The organism is Hippea jasoniae, from assembly GCF_000744435.1.
Taxonomy (GTDB): Bacteria; Campylobacterota_A; Desulfurellia; order Desulfurellales; family Hippeaceae; genus Hippea; species Hippea jasoniae.
The window spans coordinates 150,239-172,191 of sequence record NZ_JQLX01000011.1 but is presented as its reverse complement, the minus strand read 5'-3'; the positions used below and the strand labels follow the sequence as shown (position 1 = coordinate 172,191).

Here is a 21,953-nt window from a genome sequence, read left to right as displayed (position 1 = left end):
TTTTTGTATAGTTAGATGTGAGATAAAAAAGGAGAGTGGCAAAGATGAAGAGTTTTCTTGTAGCAGTTGTTATAATAGTTTTTAGCTTAACTGCAAGGGCTGAGCTAATTGACAAAATTGTTGCAACAGTTAACGGAGGGCCTATTACACTTTATGAGCTTAAAAATATAGCAGGTTTTTATCAGGCAAAAACACCAAAGCAGCTTTTAAATGAAGTTATCGATGGATATTTGATTGAGCAGATGGCAAAAAATGTAGGTATCGAGGTAACTGATGAGGAGGTAGAAAAATATATCCAGCAGATAGCAAATCAAAATAACCTTACTGTGGATGAGTTTTTAAACAAACTCAAAGAAAGCGGCATAGATTTACACTATTACAAAGAAGGCATTAAATTGAGGATTTATCAGATTAAATTTGCCCGAAGGAGTTTTTTGCCAACAATTAAAATTTCAAAAAAAGAGATTAAAAATTATATAAAACAGCACAAAGAACTATTTGAGCAAAACACAAAACTATTTCAGTTAGATATTATTACACTAAAAACACTCAAAGATGCACAAAAAGCTTATAAGTTGCTCAAAGAAGGCAAGTCTTTCGATGAGGTTGCAGCTAAATACTCTTTAAACAAACAAACAAAAAGGGTTATACCTGTTGGTGCAGTAAATCCTTACCTAAGAGAAAAATTGCTTTCACTAAAGGCAGGAGAATATTCAGACATTATAGAATCAGATGGAAATTACTATATCGTAAAGCTTTTGGGCTATAAAAACAGCAGCGATATTGAAACCATAGCCAGAAACAGGCTGATAGAACAAAGACTTCAGGCAAAGTTAAACAGCTGGCTAAAGATGGTGCGCTCAAGAGCTGATATAGAAATCTATCTCAAATGAGACTTGATCTGTTTTTAAAGCAAACAAGGATTATTAAAAGAAGAAGTATTGCCAAGCAGATGTGTGATGATGGATTTGTGTTTGTAAACTCAAAAAAAGCCAAAGCCTCAACAGAAATCAAAAAGGGCGATACAATAGAGATTTTCTTCAAACAGAAAAAAGTTAGATACAGGGTTGAGGAGGTTCCACAAAGCACTGTTAGAAAAAACGAAGCCTATAAATACTTTACAATGATCGGTGAGGAGTATTATGAGTAAACCAATTCTTGGCGTTAGTATGGGAGATGCAGCGGGCATAGGTCCTGAGATAATCCTAAAACAGATCATTTATGAGAACAACTCCAAGTACAAATTAATTATATTTGGAAAGAAAAGTGTATTTGAATTCTATTTAGATCTATTCAACCTTGCTATGCCAATAAATACGATTACAACAGTTGAATCTATAAACCAGGAATACAAAGAAGGAGAGATAAATATCATCGAAGTTGAGGGAGAGCTGCCCGATCCACTGCCTGTTGGTAGACTGTCGGGTCAATGTGGCGATGTTGCATTTAGAAGCTTTAAAGCAGCTGTAGATGCTGCAAAAAGCGATTACATTGATGCAATAATAACAGCTCCTATAAACAAAGAGGCTATAAATTTGGCTGGACATAAATATATGGGGCATACCGATGCACTTGCAGAGATGACCAATACAACCGATTATGTTATGATGCTTGCCGCAAAGCGTTTTAGAATAGCCCTTGTAACAACCCATATACCGCTTAAAGATGTGCCAAAACATATCACAACACAGAAGGTGTTAAAGACAATAGAGATAGTTCATTCAGACTTAAACAAGTGGTTTGGTATTGAAAATCCCCAGATTGCAATTGCAGGCTTAAACCCTCATTCATCAGATGGCGGCATAATGGGTGATGAGGAGGAGCTATTTATAAAGCCAGCTATAAGAAAGGCAAAGGAGAAAGGCATAGCTATAGAAGGCCCTTTTCCAGCAGACACGATGTTTATAAAGAATAAATCTACTAAATTTGACTGTTTTATATGCATGTACCACGATCAGGGTTTGCCAGTATTGAAGGCTCTTTATTTTGATACAAGCGTAAATATCACCTTAGGGATTCCAATCATCAGAACATCTCCTGATCACGGTACGGCATTCGATATAGCGGGTAAATTTATTGCAAGCCACAAGAGCTTCTCAGAGGCTATAAAGCAGGCATACAGAATGGCTCGATGGAAACAAAAAAGGAGTTAGGTCAACATTTCCTTATCAATGAGGAGGTGGCTGAGCGAATTGTAGAAGCAATAGAAAATAAAAATTTAATCGTAGAGATAGGCCCTGGGAGAGGGTCTTTAACAAAAAAATTATTGGATGTGGCAAGTTTTGTTGTTGGTATTGAAATAGATTATGATTTAATCTGGTATCTTAAGAATCGTTTTAGGGGTAGTAGTTTGTTGTTGATCAGGGGTGATGGAAGAGAAATTAAGCTTAAACAAGAGGTATCTATAGCAGGAAACCTGCCGTATAATATGGCAAAAAACATTATAAAAAATTTCATCTTTCAATATAGGTTTGTAAAGGAAATGGTTTTGATGGTTCAAAAAGAGGTAGCAGATAAAATCATAGCCCACACTGGATTTAGAGAATTTGGTAAATTCAGTATCTTGTGTCAGTTATACTATACACCAAAAAAACTATTCAATGTTAAACCTGCAAGTTTTTTGCCGCCTCCAAAGGTTAACTCAGCCGTTGTTAAGCTAACACGCAAAACAGATATCCCTAACATAAACGACACCTTTTTTGATTTTCTGGATAAACTGTTTGCTCATCCAAGAAAAACAGTAAAAAACAATCTCTCAATAGATAGTAACGATGAGATTTTTAAAAAAAGGCCGTTTCAACTATCTATTGAGGAAATTATAAATCTGTGGAGAGAAAGATGGCAGACTCAGTAAAAATCGCTGCATTGGGTGGATTGGACGAAATAGGCATAAACTCAACGATTTTTGAAACAGAAAACGACCTTATTTTAGTTGATGCGGGCTTGATGTTTCCTGAGGAAGATATGTTAGGTGTTGATATTGTCATTCCCGATTTTAGCTACATTTATGAAAACAAAGACAAATTCAAAGCCCTGCTTTTAACACACGCCCACGAAGATCATGTTGGTGCAATCCCTTATCTCTTAAGTAATGTCAATGTGCCTATATATGGCACAAAACTCACATTGGGACTTGTTAGAACAAAACTAAAGGAGTTTGACTTAACCCATGTTAAAATGGTTGAGATAGAACCATCAAAGAAATTCAAAATAGGGGATTTTGAGATAGAACCAATCAGAACCACCCATTCAATCGTAGATGGTGTGGCTTTTGCAATCACTACCGATGTGGGCGTTATCATTCATACAGGGGATTTTAAGATAGACCAGACGCCTGTTGATGGGAAGCCGTTTGACCTGCTTAAGTTTTCAGAATACGGCTCAAAGGGTGTAAAGCTGCTTTTAAGCGATTCCACAAACGCAATGGTCAAGGGTTACACAGGCTCAGAGCGTGAGATAAAAAAGGGTTTTTTTAATATATTCTCTAACGCACCAGGTAGAATCCTTGTTGTAACATTTGCATCAAACATCCACAGAATTCAGCAGGTTATCAATACCGCAAAGGAAACAGATAGAAAGGTTTGCATTACAGGCAAAAGCATGATCCAAAATGCAAACATAGCCAGAGAGCTTGGTTATCTTGATATAACCGATGGTATATTAATTACAGAGGATGATTTAAACAAATACCCCGACAACAAGATAATTATCGTTACAACAGGCTCCCAGGGTGAGCCTATGAGCGGATTATCCCGCATTGCCTTAGGAGAGCATAAAAAGATAAAAATCAAACCAACAGATACAGTGGTAATATCAGCCAAAGCCATACCGGGCAATGAGCGAGCCATTCTAAAAATTATCAATGTTTTAGCAAGAAAGGGTGCAGATGTTTTTTATGAAGGCAACTCCGATGTACATGTGTCAGGTCATGCTTCAAAAGAAGAACTAAAACTTATGATAAACATGGTGAGACCTGAATACTTTGTGCCGATTCATGGTGAATACATGATGAGACGGGAGCATGCCAAGATAGCCAGAGAACTTGGTATAGACCCGCATAAGATATTTAGTTTAGACAACGGCGATGTTTTGGAGTTGAAAAAAGACTCAGCAAAAGTTGTTGGTAAAATACAGACAGGCAGGGTTTTTGTTGATGGTAAAGGCGTTGGGGATATCGAAGATGTTGTTATTAGAGATAGGCTTAAATTATCCACCGATGGTTTTGTTGTTGTTATAGTATCTGTGAGTGCGACAACAGGAGAACTTTTGAACAATCCGGAAATCATAACAAAAGGGTTGCTTTATGAGGAAAAACATCAAAAGCTCTTGCATGAGGCTACGATGATGGTAAAAAACCTGATAAACCAAAGCAATATTGATCTTCGCACCGATTCTTTTGAAATTAAAAAGAAAATTAGAAAAGCAATGAATAAGTTTTTACACAAAAAACTGATGAGAAACCCGATGGTTTTGCCAATAATCATGGAGATATAATGAAAAAAATCAACGGATTTATTCTACTAAATCTCTTTGTAAACACCATATTGTTGCTTTCGCTTGTTTCATACCATTTTAGCGACACATTCTACCCCTATCACATAAGGAATTTTATAGGGCTTGTTGGCGCAAAGGTCTCTTTTTTTATTCTCAATAGATTTGGAATAATTGGCTTTGCTCTGCCAATTTTTTTCTCCCTAAGCAGTTTTTCTTATGCCAAACACCCGTTAAAATTTATCAGAAGCATAACCTTTACTGTTTTATTTGCTGTAGCATTCGATATAGTGCTTTATGCTGCGGTTGGCGCAGAAAGAAATCATCTTGTATCGATTGGCTATTTTGCATGTGGAAGTATAGGTTTTATGATTGGCAGAAGCATAGAGTTTCTGCTGGGTAAAATAGGCACTTTTTTGATTCTTTTGCCTATCTCTGCTGCCATACTTTATCTTGCTCAAAAAGAGTTTTTACTGTTTATTGCAGAAAGAATAAAGCAAAACCGCAGCCAGGATAATTCAAAAAAAAAAGAAAAACAGCCAGCAGAAACACAAAATCCCCCAACAATAAACCCTCAGACAGCAAATAATATCAAAGACAACAAAGCCGATTCTTTAGAACAAAAAGAAGATTCCTCTCAAACAAAAGAGTTAGATAACAAAAGTGATTTAGAAAATTATTCAAACGAAGATAGTATAAACATAGAGTATATAGAAGATGAAGACAGTAAACCCCAGGCGATCATAAACAACAAGGATGAGGATTATTTATTCCCTCCTGTTGAGCTACTCAAAACACCTGAATATTCAAACGGCATAATAAACCCTAAAGAAATCACAGAAAGCGCAAGAAAATTAGAAGAAAAACTCAAACATTTTGGCGTTGAAGGCAAAGTGGTTAATGTTAGACCAGGGCCAGTTGTCACGATGTATGAATTTAGGCCAAAATCGGGCATAAAAATAAGCAAAATCGCCAACCTTTACAACGACCTTGCTTTAGCCATGGAAGCGATGTCTGTTAGAATTATTGCTCCCATTCCAGGCAAAGCGGCCATAGGTATAGAAATTTCAAACAAAAACAGAGAAATCGTTTATATGCGCGATATAATCTCATCTAAAGCGTTTATCAATGCATCATCAAAACTCACACTGGGGCTAGGTAAGGATACGGTAGGTAATGTATTTATAGCAGACCTTACAAAAATGCCCCATCTTTTGATAGCAGGTGCCACAGGCAGCGGCAAAAGTGTGTCAATCAATACGATGATTATCAGCATTTTATATAAGGCGCGTCCCGATGAGGTTAAATTCGTCATGATCGATCCCAAGATCCTTGAGCTCTCCATTTATGATGGTATTCCTCATATGATGATGCCAGTTGTAACAGACCCAAAAGAGGCAGCAGCTGCCTTGAGTGCCTTAATAAACGAAATGGAGACACGCTACAAAATCATGAGTGAGGCAGGCGTAAGAAATATCGAAGGTTTTAATAAAAAAGCAAAAGCGGGCCAGATAGATTATCCACCCATGCCTTACATAGTTGTAGTTATAGATGAGCTTGCAGATTTAATGATGGTCTCTGGCAAAAAGGTGGAGGTTTATATAGAAAGACTGGCTCAAAAGGCAAGGGCAAGTGGCATTCATCTGATTGTAGCAACACAACGCCCCAGCGTGGATGTTATAACGGGTTTAATTAAGGCAAACTTTCCTGCAAGGATATCGTTTAAGGTTACCTCAAAGGTTGATTCACGCACGATACTGGATACTCAAGGTGCTGAAGCTTTGCTTGGCAAGGGCGATATGCTACTGATGCAACCGGGTGCTTCATCGCTTGTAAGGATTCATGGAGCGTTTATCGATGATAACGAAATCAAAGCTGTAACGGATTTTGTTAAGGCTCAGGGTAGTCCGGATTACAACGAGGAGCTGATTGAGGCAACAAAAGAGGTGGTTAAAGAAGATGACGATGAGGAACTGGACCCTCTCTTTGATGAGGCTGTCCAGATCATAAAAGAGGGAGGCAATCCATCTATATCGTTCTTGCAAAGAAAACTTAAAATTGGCTACAATAAAGCCGCAAGAATTGTTGAACAGATGGAAAAAAAAGGTATACTATCAAAACCCGACCACAGGGGTAAACGGGAAATTCTTATCTAATCAAGGAGGGGCTGTGAAATGGCGCTTATAGTCCAAAAATACGGTGGAACAAGTGTTGGTTCACTGGAAAGGATTAAAATTATTGCTAACCACATCAAGGAAACGGCTCAAAAGGGTAACAAAGTTGTTGCAATTGTTTCAGCTATGGCTGGCGAAACAGATAAGCTTATAAAGATGGCAAAAGAACTTGCCAAGCGCCCCTCAGAAAGAGAGATGGATCTGCTTTTATCAAGCGGCGAAAGGATATCCAGTGCACTGGTTGCAATCAGGCTAAACGAGATAGGTGCAAAAGCTGTTGCCATGACAGGCAGGCAGTGCGGCATAGTAACAGATGAAGTGCACACAAAGGCAAGAATAAAATCCATCGATACAGAAAATATAATGAAGCATTTAGATAACGGAGAAATTGTTATAGTTGCAGGGTTTCAGGGCATTAGTGAAACAACTGGCGATGTAACAACATTGGGTAGAGGCGGCTCTGACACTACAGCAGTTGCTATCGCTGCGGCTTTAAAGGCTGATGTATGCGAGATTTACACAGATGTTGATGGTATCTACACAGCCGATCCACGCATTGTTAAAAATGCAAGAAAATTAGACAAAATCAGCTACTCAGAGATGATGGAGTTAGCAAGCCTTGGTGCAAAGGTTTTGCAAATAAGATCGGTTGAATTTGGCATGAAGTACAATGTACCTATAATGGTTTTATCAAGCTTTACCTTCAATAAAGGCACTTTAGTAACAAAGGAGGATAAAGATATGGAGAGAATAGTAGTTAGCGGTATAGCTCACGATAAAAATCAGGCAAGGCTTAAGATAAACAATGTTAAAGATGAACCGGGTATTGCTGCAATGATTTTTAACGAGATTGCAAAAAATAACATCAATGTTGACATGATTGTTCAGAATGTTAGCGATGATGGCAAGGCAACAGACATATCCTTTACAGTGCAAAGGGATGATGCAGACAAAGCCTACGATGTTTTAAAAGAGATTTCAAAGAAAATCGATGCTGGCGATGTTAGCTTGAATAAAGATGTGGCTAAGGTTTCTGTTGTGGGAGTGGGTATGCGATCACATCCTGGCGTTGCAGCCAAGATGTTTGATACGCTGGCAAAAGAAAACATCAACATAAGGGCCATTTCAACATCAGAGATAAAGATTTCATGTCTAATCGATGAGAAGTATACAGAGCTTGCCGTTAGGGCTTTACATGAAGCCTTTGAACTGGACAAGGAGGCGTAAATGTTTTTACTTGATTTTGAAAAGCCAATTTATGAGATAGAGCAGCAGATTCAACAGCTAAAAGAAACAGCAAAACAACAGGGATTTGATGTTGAAGAGGAGATAAGGCAATTAGAGAAGAAAAAGGATGAGATTTTAAGAAGGGAGTTTGAGAATCTATCGATAGATAAAATCATAAAAATCGCAAGGCATCCTCAGCGCCCATACACGCTGGATTTTGTAGAGCTACTTATAGAGGATTTTGTTGAGCTCCATGGAGACAGAAGATTTGCAGACGATAAGGCAATTGTTACAGGTTTTGGATATCTGGATGGTAAAAAGGTTGCCATTGTTGGACATCAAAAGGGAAAAAACACAAAAGATAATCTCTTCAGGAACTTCGGTATGGCAAACCCTGAAGGATATAGAAAAACTCAACGAATTATGAAACTTGCAGAGAAGTTTAATATACCGATTATCACTTTTGTTGATACGCCAGGGGCTTACCCCGGTATAGGTGCAGAAGAAAGGGGTCAGTCAGAGGCTATTGCATCAAACCTTTATACAATGTTCAGTTTGAAGGTGCCTGTTGTGTGTGTAATTACTGGAGAAGGAGGCTCAGGCGGCGCCTTGGCGATTGCCGTTGGTGATAGGGTAGCAATGCTTGAGTTTGCCATATACGGCGTAATATCGCCAGAGGGTTGCTCATCGATTTTATGGCGTGATACAGCCCATTCCATCGATGCTGCAAAAGCGATGAGGGTTACAGCAAGGGATTTATACGAGCTTGGCGTGATCGATGAAATCATAAAAGAGCCACTTGGCGGAGCTCATAGGGATTATGAAGCAACCGCTTCAGCCATTAAAGAATTTATAAACAAAAGCCTATCAGAACTACAAAAACTCTCAACAAATAAACTCCTCAAACAGAGATGGGAAAAATGGCGCAAAATGACAACGCAGTTTCTATAAAATTAGACGAGCTGAGGAAAAAGATATCCGATATAGACGGTAAAATCATAGAGCTGCTTGATAAAAGGGCGAAACTTGTGCGGGAGGTTGGGGATATAAAAAGAACCCACAACCTTCCGTTTTATTCCCCGGACAGAGAAACAAAAATCTATGAAATGATCGATAAAAAAGCCCAGGGCGTATTTCCCAAAAAGAGTTTGAGGTTTATCTTTAGAGAAATCATGAGTGCATCGATAAGGCTTGAGGAGCCTTTGACGATAAGCTATTTAGGGCCTGAGGCAACATTCACGCATCAGGCGGCAATTGAGCGATTTGGGCTGTCGCTTCACTATATAGCTGAGGAGTCGATTGAAGATGTGTTTATGGATGTTGAAAACGAAAGAGCCGACTTTGGCGTAGTGCCGATAGAAAACTCTATCGAAGGCGTTGTAAACTACACGCTTGATATGTTTGTCAACTCCTCTGTAAAAATCGTCTCTGAAATTCTCATCGACATAAAGCACAACCTGCTTTCAAAGGCTCGATCCTTAGAGGAGATAAAAGCCGTTTATTCTCATCCAAATGCCATAGGTCAGTGTAAGGGGTGGCTAAAAAAACACCTGCCCAATGTGCCTGTTTATGAAACGGTATCAACAGCCAAGGCAGCAAAAATAGCAGAAAAAGACCCAAAAACCGCCGCAATTGCCTCACTTGCGGCAAGCGAAATCTACTCTCTAAATGTTCTTGCAAGGGGTATTGAGGATAAAACAAACAACACAACCCGATTTCTGGTTATAGGCAAAACAATACCTAAAAAAACAGGAAGAGATAAAACATCTTTTATGTTTACAATCAAAGACAAAGTAGGCGCTTTATATGAAATTCTATCTCCATTTTATGAAAAACGGATAAATTTAACACGGATAGAGTCCCGCCCATCAAGGCAGAAAAGCTGGTCTTATATTTTTTATGTCGATGTTGAAGGTCATATTGAGGATGAAAAGCTCAAAGAGGCTTTAAAAGAGGTAGAAAAGCTCACCGTATTTTTGAAAATCCTGGGATCATATCCCAAAGACGCCCGCTGGTAATAAACTTTTAAAAACCTCTCAATCCCTGCGGCTATCCCTTTTGCAAGATAGTATAAAAACCTGCGATTTCTTAAAAATAAAGCATCCTCTGGGTTGTTTATAAAAGCCGTCTCTATCAAAATAGATGGGCATCTTGTTCCCACAAGCACATAAAATGGCGCCTGCCTTACCCCCCTGCCTTTATAACCTCTATACACAAGCCTGCCATCTTTTAACATGTATTTATAAACATAGGATGCAAGCATTTTTGAGTATTTGATTTTTGTTGTTTGAATCATTGAAAGTATAATTTTATTCAGGTCGTCAAGCTGGGATAAGCTCATATTGTTCTCTTTGGCTGCAAGCCACAATGCCCTTTTGTCGCTTGTCGTGTTTAAAAAATACACCTCAAGGCCTCTTGCCTTATTTTTATCTTTAGGCGCATAATTGGCATGGATCGACACAAAAATCGTTGCATGTTTTTTATTTGCAAAGACAACCCTATCTGCAAGTGTTGGATACACATCTCCATAACGCGTCATATAAACCCTATAGCCTTTTGATTTTAATATTTTATAAACATAAAGGCCGATTTTCAGCACGACATTTTTTTCTTTATTAAATAGGCCTATAGCTCCAGGGTCTTTACCTCCATGGCCTGGGTCTATAACTATAACAGGTGGCAGAAGTTTATTTTGTAAAGCAGGTGCTTGGTGTTTATTTAATATGGGTTCTTTGTGAGTTTTTCTTGAAATTCTTACAATCAAAAAGTGGTGGTTTTTGGAGATGACAAATCTAAAGTTGTATGTGTATGCGTTGTCCATTTTGAAAAAAATCCGTGTTTCACCACGAATAATCCTTACAAGAATCTTTTTTATGTCATACTTTGGCAAAAGAGGCGTGTTTATGGCTATAATCTTTGATGGAATTGCAACATACCAGTAATCATCCGAAAGTTTTATAAACCTATACTTATCAATCTTATCGAAACGAAAAATCAGGTTGATCGTGTTGTCTGATAGTTTTATTATAGAAAATGTTTTTAAATGAACAATGCTTCCCGCTAAAACATTTAAATTTATCAAAAAAACAAATGCCACAGCCATGCTTATTTTTCTCATGCATACATTGTATAAAAAAAATAGAATTTTTAAAGCTTAATTAAGGCAATAACAGAATAGATACCTGTTTCTTTTGACTGTTTGAGACATTTAACCCAGCTGTGTAAAAATATATGGTAGCCAGTATATTTCAATGGCTAAATAGATGCATAATCAAAACAGAAAAGGCAGATGAAAAACACAAAAGCGAAAACTCAGGTATTTTTAATTTGAGGGAATTATATATCTGGTTGTAAAATCTTCTCCTAAATTGACATATGATAATAATTTTAGTAAAGTTATTGAAAACAAGAGAATGAAAGAATTGTTGAATCTATTGAATGTTGAATCTCTATAATTTTACATTAAGAGAGTAATATTTATAATCTTTTCAAAAGAACTATGAAAAAAGAAAAAGTTTTTCGTCTTCTTAATTATCTTTCTCAGATTTCTTTAATGCGAGCCAAAGTAATACGAGATATTGAAGATTATGAAAAAGTTCTTTGGCTCTCTGATATTCCACAACAAAAGGGCTGTTTCACGCAGGTATAGGGCAGAGACGATGATTTTGATCCTGATATCTGGATTGAGGTTCGGACTCGCAGAGAACCAGAACCGCCACCTATCCCGCATCAATGTGAAGGCTGGATCGACGAATCGTTTTTGAAAAATAAGAATGATTTGCCGGAACTTTTGCCCGAAAGAATAAAAGAGATCAAGAATCCTGAATGGAAGCAGGGAGCTGATCAACCGGAATACATTTCAATAACTGAACATCTGGAGGATTTTCCCGAAGTGCTCAGGGTATGGGACCGATATCTCGAAGAGCAATGGATCCCCTGGGTTGAAGATCATAATGTATGGGAGAGCATCCACAAAGTATATACAAAGCTTTTCGCCATCCACCAGGAGCAACTTCGGTTTGACGAGGAGTATGAACTTATTCTCGGTCTGGGGTTGCTTACCTGGAAGACGCCCTCCGGCCAACGTGTTCGTAGACATCTGATTGTTGCTGACGCTGTTCTTGAATTTGAGGCGCGCTTGGGTAAATTTACCGTCTGTTCCCATCCAGAGGGCGCAAAGCTCAGGCCCGAGTTAGATATGCTGGATATCGAAGAACAGCCAATAAACGCCGAGGAAACCGCGAAGGTTTCATTGGCTGAATCCGGAGATGATCCTTGGGATAAAGACTGTATCGAAAGCGTACTCAAAACCTTGGTACATTCTATTAATTCTCAAGGCGAGTATGACGAGAGTCTGAAGAAGAAAGATGTTCGTGCTTCAGATAAACCAATCGTTGAGTATGCTCCTGCATTAATACTGAGAAAGCGTTCAATCAAGAGTCTTACAGAGACCATAAGGCGAATAAGGGAGCGGATCAAAAATGGTGATGATATCCCTATCGAATTCGCTGACCTTTCCGAAATCAGAACAGAGGACGGCCGCGAATCGGATGATGACTTGGAAAAGCAAAGCCGGGCATTTGATGGAGAAATATTCTTCCCAAAACCCTCGAACGAAGAGCAACGTCGCATTGTGGAAAAGCTCCGATCAGCGACTGGTGTTCTTGTGCAGGGACCACCAGGCACGGGAAAGTCCCACACCATTGCGAATTTGATTTCTCATTTGCTTGCCACGGGACAACGGACACTCATTACAGCCAAGACACCACGAGCACTACAGGTTCTTGAAAGGTTAATGCCAGAAGAATTACGCCCTCTCTGCATCAATCTTCTTGGCAGTGGCCCTGAGGAGCTTCGCTCTCTGGAAGTCAGCGTTAGCGCTATACTTAGCAAGAATGAGGAGTGGAGCGAGGATCACGCCAAACGAGAGCAGGCGGAATTAGAAAAACGCCTTCAATATCTTCGAGAGGAGCAAGCCAAAGTTGATCGGAGGATTCTCGATATCCGGGAATCTGAGACGCATAAACAAGTTATTGCAGAAGGCAAGTATCAAGGTACTGCAGCATATATCGCAAAAGCAGTCAACCGAGACAAACCACAATATGACTGGTTTATAGACCGCATAAATTACAATGACTCTTGTCCTTTCAATCCTGATGAATTGTTATCTCTTCTTAAAGAGCTCCGCTATTTTACGCCGGCGAAACAGGAAGAACTAAACCTATATTGGCCTGAAGCATTGCCGTCTCAAGATGAATTTGCAAGACTTATTCAGGAGAAACAAAGGACTATTAAGCAAGAAAAGGCCTTAAAAGTCGAGGCCGATGACCAAATCACTGAAATCCTGATAGACAACAATCCAGAGTCTGTTAAAACTCTTCAAGAAGCATTGTTCGCCTTTATTGAGGCACGAAAAAGATTGACCTTGTCAACATATCATTGGATGACTGAGGCACTTCGAGATGTGCTTTACAGAAACTCAACCCTTTGGAAAGAGCTTGCCCGTGTAACCAAGTGTGTGATTGCCTCGGTTGAACCCTTAGTTGAACTTGCTGATAATAATAGCGTTGAAATTCCAGATAGTACAGATATCATGACGTTATATGAAGACGCTCTCAAGCTGAAGAAATATTTAGAAAATGGAGGAAATCCGGGCTGGGGACCGTTTCGGCCCAAAACAGTGAAAGAATGCATTCATGTAATCAAGACTGTGCGCATAAGTGGGCATTCCCCATCTAATGTCGAACAGTTCTCTGTTCTGTGCAATGTATTGCGTGTTCGAATCGAGCTTGAGAAGGCATGGAATTTTTGGAAAAAATGGGTTGATAAGACTCCAGGCCCTTACGCTTTACAGCTGATGGCTCTAAAATCAATGTACAATGCTCTTGAAGATGTATTGTCGTTGGAGAATCTCATTGAGCAATGTAGTGAGACTATACATAGTTGCATTGATATAAGTGAACCTGACTGGTCTGATGAATTTCAGATTGAAAAGCTTATTACCTCTTGCCGTTTGGCACAGGTAATAAGGCATAAGCAGTCAATCTCAGAAAAATTGCAAGATATTGAAACTCAAATATCGTCCATTACTAACAACAATAATGTGCATCCCGTAACAATTGAACTAATGAATGCTATTCGTAACCGCGACTTAGATGGCTTCGCAAAAGCATCAAGCAAGATTCAGGAGTTAAAAGAAGATCGTCAGCGTCTTCAAGAGATGGATAAATATCTCTCGAGATTGAGCCGATGGCTGCCAGGTCTTACCGATGAATTAAAGCTAACTTGCAACGAGCCTTACTGGGACGCACGTTTTCAACATATAGGAGATGCCTGGTGTTGGGCACAGGCCCGACACTGGATTGAAGAATATATAAAGAAGGAGGATCTCCCTGCTCTTGAAAAACGAGCAAGGCAGATCGTGGACGAGATCAACGAAACCATTACTAAGCTCGCTTCGATTCATGCCTGGTCATTTTGCTTTTCTAGACTCAAGGAAGATCATAGACGTCACATGGAAGCTTGGCAGCAGTCTATGAGGCGGCTTGGTAAAGGGACAGGAAAACATGCACCACGCCACAGGCGTGAGGCTCAACAACACCTCAACCAATGTCGTGAGGCGGTTCCCGCATGGGTGATGCCACTTCATCGGGTCTGGGATACTATAGATCCCGCTCCTGGTATGTTTGATGTTATTATAGTTGACGAGGCTTCACAATGTGGACTCAAAGCACTCCCGTTGTTTTATCTGGGAAAGAAAATATTAATTGTTGGGGATGATAGGCAAATCAGCCCGGAGGCTGTAGGACTACCCCGAGATGCTGTACATCGTTTAATGGAGGAGTTTCTTTATGATTTCAGTTTCAAATCATCATTTGATGTGGAAAGCAGTCTATTCGACCATGGAAAACTTCGCCATGGAACTCAGCGAATCACCTTGCGGGAGCACTTTCGCTGCATGCCGGAGATCATTCGATTCAGTAACGATCTCTGCTATAGTGATACACCCTTGATTCCACTCAGACAATACGGTCCTGATCGGCTGCCCCCTCTTAAGCATACTTTTATCGAAGGTGGTCATAAAGAAGGAAGTTATAGTCGTGCGATAAATCGTCCGGAAGCAAACGCTATTGTAGAAAAGATTGTTGAATTGTGTTCTGATGACCGCTACGCTAAAAAGACCATGGGGGTTGTTGTGCTACAAGGTAATGCCCAGGCGGGACTCATAGAAGATTTGCTACTTAAGGAACTCGGTGCTGAGGAAATGGAGCGGCGGCGCCTTATTTGCGGAAATCCATACAGTTTCCAGGGTGATGAACGTGATGTGATATTTCTCTCAATGGTCGCTGCTATAAATGAAAGAATAGGTCCACTCACTAAGGCCGCGGATGAGAGACGTTTCAACGTGGCCGCAAGTCGTGCCAGAGATCAGATGTGGCTCTTTCATTCTGTTCGATTGGAGGATTTAAGTGAAAAGGATTTACGTCGAAAGTTATTGGAATTCTTCTTGTATACAAAACCTCAACAAGTTGCTGGTATAGACCGGAATAAACTGGAGCGCAGGGCTAAGGAGGATAATCGTAGCCTTGTAAAACCGCCGGCTCCATTTGAGAGTTGGTTTGAGGTAGATGTGGCGCTTGAATTATTGCGAAAAGGATTTTCTGTTACTCCTCAATTTGAGGTTGCAGGTAAAAGAATAGACTTGGTGGTTGAAGGCGGTCATGCGCGTTTAGCGATTGAATGCGATGGTGATTACTGGCATGGTGTTGACCGTTATGAAGAGGACGTGCAACGCCAGCGCCAATTAGAGCGGTGTGGATGGGAGTTTTTTCGTATTCGAGAGAGTGCTTTCTACGCAAATAAGGACTACGCGCTCCGGGGTCTTTGGCCAATGCTTGAAGAAAGAGTAATTTTCCCAAATATTGACTCTATAAGTCCTTATATTAGAAACACTACTAATAATCTGGTTTTTGATAATTCAAATAGTGATAAATCCTTAAGAAGTTATAAATCCGACGCAGTTGCAAGCAAAGTCAAAATACAAAATAAAGATTTGAATGCTTATGAAAGTCCTAATATCGGTAAAGACACAGCAAGAAAAAAAGAAACTGTTATTACAATTAATGGCGTTAGATTTAAAGGATCTACCGTAAGAGAATTATATTACAAAGTTTTGAAATATCTTTGTGATAATGGATATATTAGTAAAGTTGAAAGTAGCATTCCTCTTGCTACAAGCTCAAGAAGATATCTACTTGCCAAAAAACCTATTCATCAAGGGGGAAATCAATTTAAATCACCTATTGAATATAAAGGATATTTTATGGAAGCTCATAAAAATTATAAAACTGCTTTTAGGCACCTACAGCAATTAATCAATAAATGCGGTCTAACAATGAGCTATGATTTATAAAAACATCTAAAATTTCTATACTTATTATTAATCAAGAATTATTTAAATCAGGAAAGTTATAAAGTTATCATTATATTTTTCCTTTGTGGCGAGAAGATGAGAATTGCTTTTGCAAGGTCACGATGTGAAAAATTTTAGAGTAGTTAAACATACAACTATGCAAACAAATAGGCTAAAGAGAAGATATCCCGCAAGTCTTATTAATTATAAGAAAGGCTAATCACTCAACGGTTGGTTCTATATAGATGTTTTTTATTTGAGGGTATTTTGCCGTTATGACTTTTTCTATGCTATCTATCGTATCCCTTACATCTCTGGCTGCTATACTTGAACTAAAAACAATCTCCATGGCAACAAGTATAGATTCCTCATCCAGTACCATGGACTTAAGGTTTCTTATACCCCTAACATTCTTTTGAGATTTCACTGCATCTATAATAAAACTTTTCATACTTCCGGGTATGGCCTCGCCTATTATTAAAGATTTCATCTCTTTTGCCACAATCAAAGCAATAAGCATAAGCAATATCCCGATAATAACAGAGCCCGTGCCGTCAAAGATAGGGTTGTCTGTTAAATAAGACAAAAGAATAAAAACAAACGCTATCGACAGGCCAACAAGTGCGGCTAAATCCTCAAAAAACACAACTATCAGCTCTACCCTGCATGTCATTTTCATAAATTCAAACACAGACAAAGAATCCTTTAGTGAATCAATCTGCTTTTTTGCTCTTAAAAAGGATACCCCTTCAAGTACCATGGAAACAACAAGTAAAGCTAAAGCTACGGGCAAATTTTCTGTGCCATGGGGATGCTCTATTTTTTTGATACCCACAACAAAAGAATACAGCCCGCCTGATAGAAACAGAAATATAGCTACAATAAAAGCCCAGAAAAAGCGCTCCTTCCCATAGCCGAAAGGATGTAATTTATCAGCTTTTTTCTTTGCCTGCCTGATACCTATCAAAAGCAAAATTTGATTTAGTGTATCTGTTGTTGAGTGTATCGCCTCAGAAAACATTGAGGAAGAACCACTAAAGAGGAAAACGCCAAATTTGGATAAAGCTATTAAAAGATTGGCAGAAAAAGCCACTATAACCACGCTTTTAGAACTGTTCTGTTTCATAGACCCGCATAGTCTAACAAAAAGACCGCTGACAATCCATTTTTAATTTTAATATACTATTTTTAATTTTAATATACTATACTTGACTTGCTTTTTGACTTTAAAATACGGCCCATTTGTAATATTATTGGATAAATGTTGTTTATTAAAAGGACTGAAAAATGATTCAGCAGCTTATAAATAACTCTACGCCGATGCAGATTGTTTTATACGGCGCTGTTTTTGTTATGGCGGCTACAAGTTTTGGCTCTGTGCTTGCGTTAATCTTTAAAAAGCTGCCCGAGGGGGCTTTGGATTTAAGTATGGCATTCAGCGGCGGTATTATGCTTGTTGCAAGTTTTACATCCCTTATTCTGCCGTCGATAAAAGAAGGCGGCATACTTATCACATCGGTTGGTATCATAGCAGGCTTTTTTATGATATTTTTGATAGAGAGCAATGTTCCGCATGAGCATTTCATAAGCGGTTATGATGGACCTGAGGATAAAAAGGAAAAGTTTAAACGCATATGGCTTATAGCAATAGCCTTGATTATTCACAACTTTCCTGAAGGGTTTGCTGTTGGCGTTTCAATAATCAACGACCCAAAAACCGGTATTGCAACAGCGATAGCAATCGGCATACAGGATATACCCGAAGGACTTGCCGTATCTTTGCCGCTTATGATGATAAACAAAAAAATCGGTATGCCTCTGTTTGTAGGCATTTTAAGCGGCGTATCTGAGTTTATAACAGCCATTATCGGCGGATTTACATTCTCTGTTCTTGGTTTTCTTCTTCCGTTTGGTTTGAGCCTTGCAGGCGGTGCAATGATTTATGTGACAGTAAAAGAGGTTTTTCCTGAAATCTACAGCACAGGTAAAGATAGACTCATTACCTTTGGCTTTTTAATAGGTTTTTTGACTATGCTGATATTGGATAGCGCCTTTTAGCCTACTCAATGAACCTTCTATAAAACCACACGGCAGATATAACGCCAGCTACACCGCCAATAACAGATAGAAATAAGGCAAACATCAGGCTTTCTTTGTTGCCAAGCCACCATCCGATATAGCTCAACACAGTAGAAAAAACAATAATAAGCAACTTCACAGCTCACTCCTTCAAAAAAGCTTAAAAAAAGAATATAATAAAGCATCTAAAGGAGGTCTTTTTGAATAATTCCATACTGCTGCACACTTTCATTTCATTCTTTGCAGGTGGCATCTTCATAACCTTTCTAACACTTATAGCGGAAAAATCAAGTGAAAAAACAGCAGGCATCATTTTGATGTTTCCATCAACGCTTATGCTTGGTTTTTTCTTTTTAGGATGGACAACATCATCGCAGACTGTATCTAAGATTGCACCATCAACTCTTATACCGCTTGGGGTTGGCATATCAGCCTCAACAATCTATATCTATGTTTCTATCTTTTCTTTTTAAGCAGGTACATAAAAGAAAAGTTGAAGCAGATTGTTGCTACCTTGATTATCTCAACTCTTTTGTGGATGGTTTTAGCTTTACCCTTTGCAGTAATCCACATTCATAACATAATAATAGGCACAACAGGCTATCTTCTGTTTGTTATTGCCTCTCACATATTGCTCAATTTGCATAAAAAACCGATCAACCTTTCTCCGGTTAAGTACACGCCGTTTCAAATTCTTCTAAGGGCTGTGTTTGTGGGTTTAACCATCTCAAGCGTTGTTGTTTTAAGCAGTGTTCTAAATCCATTCTGGGGCGGTGTTTTTGCCATGTTTCCATCGGTGACATTTTCAAGCCTGATTATCTTTCACTACTACTACTACAGCCCAGAACAATTGTTTTACTTTATGAAAAAGGCGCCCATAGGTTCGCTGTCGCTGTATGCATACGATATATCGGCAATGGTGCTGTTTAAAAAGATAGGCTTTATAGCAGGTAGTTTTGTTTGCGTTGCAATATCGCTCATTGTTTCATGGACGCTTTCCAGACTACAAAACATCAAACGCTTTTCTTGACACCTTCAAAAATTAAACATTATCTGATTATTTATTATTTACCTTGCAATTGCGCATGCAATACTTGACATGCAAGTCAGCAGTAGTATATACTAAAATGTATATCCTAAGGAGGTAATTTATGATTGTAAAAACGAAAACATTTAAAAGCGGAAATTCTCAAGCATTAAGACTCCCAAAAGAGTTTAGATTAAACTCAAAAAATGTTTACATAAAAAAAATAGGAAAAGGAATTCTGCTTGTAGAAGAAAGCGATGATTTCTGGGAGAATTGGTGGGGTAGTTTTGAGAAAGCCGAGTTAATAAGAGAGCAGGGTTCTCAAGAAAGGGAAGAGCTGTTTTGATGTTTTTGCTGGATACCAATATATGCATCTATATAATCAAAAAGAAGCCTGTTGAGGTTTTTAATAAACTTAAAGCTTTGAGTATAGGGGATGCAAAGATAAGCTCAATTACAGTGGCAGAGCTATATTTTGGAGCATATAATTCTCAGTTTATTGAAAAGAACCTGAAAATTGTGGAAAGTTTTCTTATTCCATTTGATATAATCGGTTTTGATGAAAAATGCGCAGTTGGATATGGAAAAATAAAGAGCATTCTAAAAAGGGAAGGCAATATAATCGGTGAATTAGACATGCAAATAGCATCAGTAGCACTGGCAAACGGTTTAGTCTTGGTCACAAACAATGAAAAAGAATTCAAAAGAATTAAAGGTCTAAAGGTGGAAAACTGGGTTAAAAAGAGGCCATGAGGATGAATTTTCTATCTTTTATTTAATCAGGAATATCCTCTATTATCTTAGCCCGTATTCACTGCTATCTTTATAGATGCCAGACATCTCTTATAAAGATATGTAGAGCATTTTTGTTTTATGTAATCATAAACACCTTTCTTGACACCTGCAAAAAAGAGAGCTAACATCGAGAAAATAATAAAAAGAAAGGACAAAGCATGGAAAAATTAAAATTATTCGGGGATTTTAATTATAGCATGACTGAAAGAATTATGGTTGCGGGTATTGACCTTGGAACAACAAATTCCACAATTTCTGTTATCCAATACGAAAATGGCGATTTTAAAATGCAAACCCTTTGCTTACCCCAGCCTACAAATAGCGGCGAGGTTTATTCACCCCTTATACCTTCCGTTGTTGCAACAATTGACAATGAAACTGTTGTAGTTGGCGAAGGTGCGAAGCGGTTGATGGCTTTTGCCAGTGAATTTTCTCTTGTTCCTGAAAAGAACCTATTCTTCAATACAAAAAATGAGATGGGCTTAAAAAAGGTGTATTTTAGAGCAGATGAAAACCTAAACAGGCCCTATAAAATCGGTGGCACAATTCTTTCCTTTATAAAAACGCAGGCAGAAAAAATACTTGGTAAAAACATAGATAAATTTTGCGTAACCGTGCCCGCATCTTTTCAGCTAAACCAGAGAAGAGACACGCTGCTTGCCTGTAAATATGCCGATATACCGATGGAAGAGGATGACCTTTTAGAGGAGCCCACCGCTGCTTTAATAGATTACTTCATACACAACGATAGTGAATTTATCGATACAATAACAGAAACGCCCATAAAATGCGTGGTCTTTGATTTTGGTGGTGGCACATGTGATGTTGCTGTTGTTGAGATTTCAAAAGACGATACAGGGCAACTAAAAATATCTGAACTTTCCATTTCGCGCTACCACAGGCTGGGAGGTTCAGATATAGACAAAGCAATAGTATATGAAATTCTACTGCCAGAACTATTCAAAGAAAACGGCCTTGATCCGCTTGATTTAACATGGGCTGAGAAGAAAAAAGGGCTTGAACCTCAGCTGCTGCCTGTTGCAGAGGCTTTAAAAATAGGTATATCCAGACAGATAGAAAAATCAAAAAAGCTAAAAATATACAATAAAGAAAAACAGCAAATCAGGGTTTCGCAACCTTCATTGATCTGCAGACTGCCAAAAAGAAGTTTTAAACTATCAAATCCGTCAATATCCGCTGAAGAGTTTGAGAATATTTTAAAACCATTTTTAGATACTGACCTTATATACTTATCTATGAATGACTACAGAATTACACAGTCAATATTTTCACCCATAAACGATGCACTCACCAAAGCCTATATCGATAAAGACGATATAGATTTCTGCCTGCTTGTTGGTGGCAGCTCTTTAATTCCACAGGTTCAAGAATCCCTAAAAAAATTTTTCAAAAAGGCACAGATAGGTTTTTATAGTGATGCAGATGACATTCAGCTTGCCGTTTCAAGAGGCGCAGCTTACAATGCGTTCTTTAAGGCAATAACAAAAAAACCTCTGATACAGCCCGTCCTTCATGAGGGTATATCTATAATCACAGACGATGGTAGTAAATACACGCTGATACCGCCCAGATCAACCATACCCTATCCCTAGGATGGAACCTTCAAAAGGATTACACTTACAGCCCCTGAGGATCTGGTTGGTGAGCTTTTAATAGAAATAGTCAATGACAAAACACTTCAACCCATATTTACTGAGGTATGGTATCTGCCGGAGTATGTATCATA

19 protein-coding genes are annotated in these 21,953 nt (G+C 38.6%); 16 read left to right on the top strand and 3 right to left on the bottom strand.

Going from position 1 to position 21,953, the window contains the following annotated elements:
* Positions 1-44 precede the first annotated feature (44 nt).
* The 9 genes from EK17_RS03050 to pheA are packed head-to-tail and all read left to right on the top strand — an operon-like array spanning position 45 to position 9,910.
* Positions 45-893 (top strand): peptidyl-prolyl cis-trans isomerase, encoded by an 849-nt coding sequence (locus tag EK17_RS03050; protein ID WP_035587348.1) that lies wholly within the window; start codon positions 45-47, stop codon positions 891-893.
* Entirely contained in the window at positions 890-1,150 is a 261-nt protein-coding gene (locus EK17_RS03045) for an RNA-binding S4 domain-containing protein (RefSeq protein WP_035587345.1), read from the top strand. The genes EK17_RS03050 and EK17_RS03045 overlap by 4 nt, the downstream gene beginning before the upstream one ends.
* The gene (gene pdxA / locus EK17_RS03040; RefSeq protein ID WP_035587343.1) at positions 1,143-2,153 is read left to right on the top strand and encodes a 4-hydroxythreonine-4-phosphate dehydrogenase PdxA; all 1,011 of its coding nucleotides are present in this window, start codon (positions 1,143-1,145) and stop codon (positions 2,151-2,153) included. Before EK17_RS03045 ends, pdxA begins: the two co-directional genes overlap by 8 nt.
* The gene (rsmA, locus tag EK17_RS03035; RefSeq protein WP_035587341.1) at positions 2,132-2,854 is read left to right on the top strand and encodes a 16S rRNA (adenine(1518)-N(6)/adenine(1519)-N(6))-dimethyltransferase RsmA; all 723 of its coding nucleotides are present in this window, start codon (positions 2,132-2,134) and stop codon (positions 2,852-2,854) included. The genes pdxA and rsmA overlap by 22 nt, the downstream gene beginning before the upstream one ends.
* Positions 2,839-4,494, top strand: a complete 1,656-nt coding sequence (locus EK17_RS03030; protein ID WP_035587339.1) for a ribonuclease J — start codon at positions 2,839-2,841, stop codon at positions 4,492-4,494. Before rsmA ends, EK17_RS03030 begins: the two co-directional genes overlap by 16 nt.
* Positions 4,494-6,647, top strand: a complete 2,154-nt coding sequence (locus EK17_RS03025) for an FtsK/SpoIIIE family DNA translocase (protein ID WP_035587336.1) — start codon at positions 4,494-4,496, stop codon at positions 6,645-6,647. Before EK17_RS03030 ends, EK17_RS03025 begins: the two co-directional genes overlap by 1 nt.
* Positions 6,648-6,665: 18 nt before the next feature.
* Positions 6,666-7,892, top strand: coding sequence for an aspartate kinase (locus tag EK17_RS03020; RefSeq protein ID WP_035587334.1), 1,227 nt, complete (start codon positions 6,666-6,668; stop codon positions 7,890-7,892).
* Positions 7,893-8,843 carry an acetyl-CoA carboxylase carboxyltransferase subunit alpha gene (locus tag EK17_RS03015; protein WP_035587332.1) on the top strand — a complete coding sequence of 317 codons (951 nt, stop codon included), beginning with the start codon at positions 7,893-7,895 and terminating at the stop codon, positions 8,841-8,843.
* Positions 8,813-9,910, top strand: coding sequence for a prephenate dehydratase (gene pheA / locus EK17_RS03010; protein WP_035587330.1), 1,098 nt, complete (start codon positions 8,813-8,815; stop codon positions 9,908-9,910). Before EK17_RS03015 ends, pheA begins: the two co-directional genes overlap by 31 nt.
* On the opposite strand, the gene EK17_RS08935 is transcribed toward pheA, so the two are convergent.
* Positions 9,808-11,010, bottom strand: coding sequence for an N-acetylmuramoyl-L-alanine amidase family protein (locus tag EK17_RS08935; RefSeq protein ID WP_084675062.1), 1,203 nt, complete (start codon positions 11,008-11,010; stop codon positions 9,808-9,810). The genes pheA and EK17_RS08935 overlap by 103 nt on opposite strands.
* Positions 11,011-11,652: 642 nt before the next feature.
* On the opposite strand from EK17_RS08935, the gene EK17_RS03000 reads away from it, so the two are divergent.
* Complete coding sequence (locus tag EK17_RS03000) at positions 11,653-16,305, top strand: AAA domain-containing protein (RefSeq protein WP_051904377.1); 4,653 nt, start codon at positions 11,653-11,655, stop codon at positions 16,303-16,305.
* 220 nt (positions 16,306-16,525) lie between these two features.
* Here the strand turns inward: EK17_RS03000 and EK17_RS02995 are convergent, their stop codons facing one another.
* Positions 16,526-17,431, bottom strand: a complete 906-nt coding sequence (locus EK17_RS02995; RefSeq protein ID WP_035587328.1) for a cation diffusion facilitator family transporter — start codon at positions 17,429-17,431, stop codon at positions 16,526-16,528.
* Positions 17,432-17,592: 161 nt separating this feature from the next.
* Between EK17_RS02995 and EK17_RS02990 the strand changes: the two genes are divergently transcribed.
* Positions 17,593-18,363 (top strand): ZIP family metal transporter, encoded by a 771-nt coding sequence (locus tag EK17_RS02990; protein WP_035587326.1) that lies wholly within the window; start codon positions 17,593-17,595, stop codon positions 18,361-18,363.
* Position 18,364: 1 nt separating this feature from the next.
* Here the strand turns inward: EK17_RS02990 and EK17_RS09335 are convergent, their stop codons facing one another.
* Positions 18,365-18,523, bottom strand: coding sequence for a hypothetical protein (locus EK17_RS09335; RefSeq protein WP_156957510.1), 159 nt, complete (start codon positions 18,521-18,523; stop codon positions 18,365-18,367).
* Between the two features lie 61 nt (positions 18,524-18,584).
* Between EK17_RS09335 and EK17_RS09330 the strand changes: the two genes are divergently transcribed.
* The 5 genes from EK17_RS09330 to EK17_RS02965 all read left to right on the top strand — a co-directional run bounded on the left by EK17_RS09330 (position 18,585) and on the right by EK17_RS02965 (position 21,819).
* Positions 18,585-18,857, top strand: a complete 273-nt coding sequence (locus tag EK17_RS09330; RefSeq protein WP_156957509.1) for a hypothetical protein — start codon at positions 18,585-18,587, stop codon at positions 18,855-18,857.
* A gap of 20 nt (positions 18,858-18,877) precedes the next feature.
* Positions 18,878-19,414, top strand: a complete 537-nt coding sequence (locus EK17_RS02980; protein WP_035587322.1) for a hypothetical protein — start codon at positions 18,878-18,880, stop codon at positions 19,412-19,414.
* Between the two features lie 121 nt (positions 19,415-19,535).
* The gene (locus EK17_RS02975) at positions 19,536-19,757 is read left to right on the top strand and encodes an antitoxin (protein ID WP_035587320.1); all 222 of its coding nucleotides are present in this window, start codon (positions 19,536-19,538) and stop codon (positions 19,755-19,757) included.
* Positions 19,757-20,164: a type II toxin-antitoxin system tRNA(fMet)-specific endonuclease VapC gene (gene vapC, locus EK17_RS02970; RefSeq protein WP_035587317.1), complete on the top strand. Its 408-nt coding sequence runs from the start codon at positions 19,757-19,759 to the stop codon at positions 20,162-20,164. The genes EK17_RS02975 and vapC overlap by 1 nt, the downstream gene beginning before the upstream one ends.
* Positions 20,165-20,403: 239 nt before the next feature.
* Positions 20,404-21,819 carry an Hsp70 family protein gene (locus tag EK17_RS02965; protein WP_198018138.1) on the top strand — a complete coding sequence of 472 codons (1,416 nt, stop codon included), beginning with the start codon at positions 20,404-20,406 and terminating at the stop codon, positions 21,817-21,819.
* The last annotated feature ends 134 nt before the right edge of the window (positions 21,820-21,953 follow it).